The 3,628-nt window shown below is 65.9% G+C and carries 3 protein-coding genes; 1 reads left to right on the top strand and 2 read right to left on the bottom strand.

Features of this window, described 5'->3' with window-relative positions; genetic code table 11:
• Positions 1-36: 36 nt before the first annotated feature.
• Positions 37-1,296, bottom strand: coding sequence for a NupC/NupG family nucleoside CNT transporter (locus SB4_RS15155; protein WP_058753235.1), 1,260 nt, complete (start codon positions 1,294-1,296; stop codon positions 37-39).
• Between the two features lie 256 nt (positions 1,297-1,552).
• Entirely contained in the window at positions 1,553-2,965 is a 1,413-nt protein-coding gene (gene mgtE, locus SB4_RS15150; RefSeq protein WP_058753234.1) for a magnesium transporter, read from the bottom strand.
• A 117-nt stretch (positions 2,966-3,082) separates the two neighbouring features.
• On the opposite strand from mgtE, the gene SB4_RS15145 reads away from it, so the two are divergent.
• Positions 3,083-3,538, top strand: a complete 456-nt coding sequence (locus SB4_RS15145) for a peptidylprolyl isomerase (RefSeq protein WP_042488118.1) — start codon at positions 3,083-3,085, stop codon at positions 3,536-3,538.
• Positions 3,539-3,628: the final 90 nt, after the last annotated feature.

Raw genomic sequence — 3,628 nt, 5'->3', positions numbered from 1 at the left:
GCTTCGCCCTGCCACCTCCTCTTCCAGGGGAGGAATTTACGCGATCAGCAGACCGGCCAGCGCCGCCGACATCAAATTCGCGAGGCTCCCGGCGACCAGCGCGCGGATACCCAGGCGGGCGATGGTCGGGCGCTGGTTGGGGGCGAGGCTACCCGTCACCGCCATCTGGATCGCGATCGACGAGAAATTGGCGAAACCGCACAGCGCGAAGGTGACCACCGCGACCGTGCGCGGCGACAGCTGTGCGGCCTGCTTGCCCAGGTCGATATAGGCGACGAACTCGTTGAGCACGATCTTCTCGCCGAACAGGCCGCCCGCGATGCCCGCTTCCTTCCACGGCACGTTGAGCAGCGCCATGATCGGCTGGAACACATAACCCAGCAGCGCCTGGAAGCTCAGGCCCGGAATGCCGACCAGATTGCCCAGGCTGCCGAGCAGGCCGTTGGCCAGCGCGACCAGCGCAACGAAGGCCAGCACCATCGCGCCGACCGCGACGGCCAGCTTCACGCCGGTCTGCGCACCCTGGGCGGCGGCCATGATGATGTTGGCGGGCTTTTCCTCGTCATGGGTCGCTTCGGCCAGTGCGATCTTCTCGTCCTCGATCACATCGCCCAGCGGCAGCTGACCGGCGGGCGGTTCGATCCGGTCGGGCATGATGATCTTGGCCATCAGGATGCCGCCCGGCGCTGCCATGAAGCTGGCCGCCAGCAGATATTCGATCGAGATGCCCATCGAGGCATAGGCCGCCAGGATCGTGCCCGCGACGCCCGCCATGCCGCTGGTCATCACGGTGAACAGCTGTGCCGGGGTCAGGCTCGCCAGATAGGGGCGGATGACGAGCGGCGATTCGGACTGGCCGACGAATACGTTGGCGGCGGCGCAGAGCGACTCCACCTTCGACACGCCGATCACCTTCTCGATCGCCCCGCCCAGCCAGCGCACGACCAGCTGCATGATCCCCAGATAATAGAGGATCGAGACGAGCGCGGCGAAGAAGATGATGACCGGCAGCGCCTGGATCGCGAAGTTGCGGCCCAGCGGATCGGAGGCGAGTGCGCCGAACAGGAACTTGGTCCCCTCGTTCGCATAGCCGAGAAGTCCTGCGACCCCGCCCGACAGCCATTGCAGCACATGCTTGCCCCAGGGGACATAGAGGATGAGGACCGCGATCCCCGCCTGCAGCGCAAAGGCCGCGCCGACGACGCGCAGCCGGATGGCGCGCCGGTCGGTCGACAGGGCCACCGCGATGGCCAGAATGACAACTATGCCTGCGATACCGATGGCAAAACGATTCATGCGCGCTGCTTAACTGGGCCGCTTTGGGGCGGGTGGTGGAACGAACGCGGCCCCCCGGCTGCGCGGGGGACGATCATAAGCATGGTGTGACGCGACCGCCATAGTTTTGATCGGAGGCAGAAATCGTTGAAATTCCTCCCCTGCAAGGGGAGAGGGACCATGCGCAGCATGGTGGAGGGGTGTCCCCCTATCGAGAGCGCGACACCCCTCCGTCAGGCCTTCGGCCTGCCAACTCTCCTTGCAGGGGAGGAATTCTTTACCCCGTCAGGCCCGACGCCGTCGCCAGGCCCAGAAACGCCAGGAAGCCGATCGAGTCCGTCGTCATCGTCACGAACACCGACGACGCCACCGCCGGATCGGCGTCGAACCGGTCCAGCGTGACGGGCACCAGCACGCCCGCCAGCCCCGCGATGATGATGTTGGTCAGCATCGCCGCGGCGATCACCATGCCCAGCGCGGGATTGCCGAAGACCAGGCTGACGCCGATCCCGATCACGGCGGCCACGGTCAGGCCGTTCATCATCGCCACGCGGATTTCGCGCATGATCGCGCGCGCCGTGTTCGACTGGGTCAGCTGGTTGGTCGCCAGCGCCCGGACCGTCACCGCCAGCGTCTGCGTCCCCGCATTGCCGCCGACGCCCGCCACGATCGGCATCAGCGTGGCGAGCGCCACCATCCGCGCGATCGTCCCCTCGAACGCCGCGATCACCGATGAGGCGACCATCGCGGTCACGAGGTTGGCGATCAGCCAGCGGACGCGGCTCTTATAGCTGTCGAGGATCGGCTCGTTGATGTCGCCCTCGCCCGCACCCGACAGGCGCAGCACGTCCTCGCCCGCCTCCTGCTGGATGATATGGACGATATCGTCGACGGTGATCATGCCGACCAGCCGCCCGCTGGCATCGACTACGGCGGCCGAGATCAGCGCATATTTCTGGAAGCGGAGCGCGACCTCTTCCTGGTCCATGTCGACCGGGATCAGCGTCTGTTCGCGCTTCATCACGTCGCCGATCGCGATGCCGCCCGGTGCCCGGAGAATCCAGGACAGCTGGCACGTCCCGATCGGCCGGTGGCCGGGATCGACGACGAAGATTTCCCAGAAATCGGTGGTCAGCTGTTCGTCGTCGCGCAGGAATTCGATCGTCTGGGCGACCGTCCAATGCTCGGGCACCGCGATCAGCTCGCGCTGCATCAGGCGACCGGCGGACTCCTCGGGGAAGGACAGCGCCTCCTCGATCGCGGCACGGTCGTCGGGGTCGAGCGCGCGCAGCACCGCGCGCTGCTCGTCCTCGTCCATGTCCTCGATGATCGCGACCGCATCGTCGGTGTCGAGTTCCGACGCGATATCGGCGACTTCATGCGGTTCGAGCGCCTGGATCAGCTGCTCGCGCACATAGTCGTTCATCTCGGCGAAGACGTCGCCGTTCAGCAGGTCGGTGACCGCCCGCGCCAGGTTGACGCGTTCCTCGTCGCCGACCAGCTCGAACAGGTCGGCGATATCGGCGGGGTGGAGCGGCTCGACCAGCGCCCGCGCGCCCTCGTCGTCGCCATCCTCCAGCGCGGCGAGCACGCTGGTGACATATTCGGGCTTCAGCCGGTCATCCTCGTCCAGCTGCGTTTCGGGAAGCGAGGTCTCGGTTTCGAGTTCGGGGAGTTCGGTGTCGCTGATCTCGGCCTCCCTCGATCGATCATGAACGCTATGTCACGCCTCTAAACTGCGACGGCGGCATTTGCCAGCGGGCGTGTGAACGCCTACCTGCGCACCATCAACCAAGGAAGAACCCTTATGGCCGAGACCTTTTCCAAGCTGACCCTGACGCTCGAGAGCGGCGATGTCGTCATCACCCTGCGCCCCGACCTGGCGCCCGAGCATGTCGCGCGCATCGGCGGCCTTGCCAATGAAGGCTTTTACGACGGCGTCGTGTTCCACCGCGTGATCCCCGGCTTCATGGCGCAGGGCGGCGACCCCACCGGCACCGGCATGTCGGGTTCGGACAAGCCGAACCTGAAGCAGGAATTCAACGCCGAGCCACATGTGCGCGGCACCTGCTCGATGGCGCGGACCAACGATCCGAACTCGGCCAATTCGCAGTTCTTCATCTGCTTCGACGATGCGCGCTTCCTCGACCGCCAGTACACGGTCTGGGGTCAGGTCGAGAGCGGCATGGAACATGTCGACGCGCTGCCCAAGGGCGAGCCGCCCCGCAATCCGGGCAAGATCATCAAGGCGACCGCAGAGTAATTCTTCCGCGAGAGCTGAAGGAAGGGGGAGTCTCGAAAGAGGCTCCCCCTTTTTGTTTGGGCACGCCACCCGCCCCAAGCACGCCCCTCC

The sequence above is a fragment of the Sphingomonas sanguinis genome, assembly GCF_001476905.1.
GTDB classification, from domain to species: domain Bacteria; phylum Pseudomonadota; class Alphaproteobacteria; order Sphingomonadales; family Sphingomonadaceae; genus Sphingomonas; species Sphingomonas sanguinis_B.
Note: the sequence above shows the minus strand (reverse complement) of the source record. Positions and strands in the feature narration are given on the sequence as shown.

Bases quoted from the DNA above. Each gene is read 5' to 3' on its own strand.
- SB4_RS15155 (WP_058753235.1), bottom strand. From the start codon at position 1,296: ATGAATCGTTTTGCCATCGGTATCGCAGGCATAGTTGTCATTCTGGCC.
- SB4_RS15145 (WP_042488118.1), top strand. From the start codon at position 3,083: ATGGCCGAGACCTTTTCCAAGCTGACCCTGACGCTCGAGAGCGGCGAT.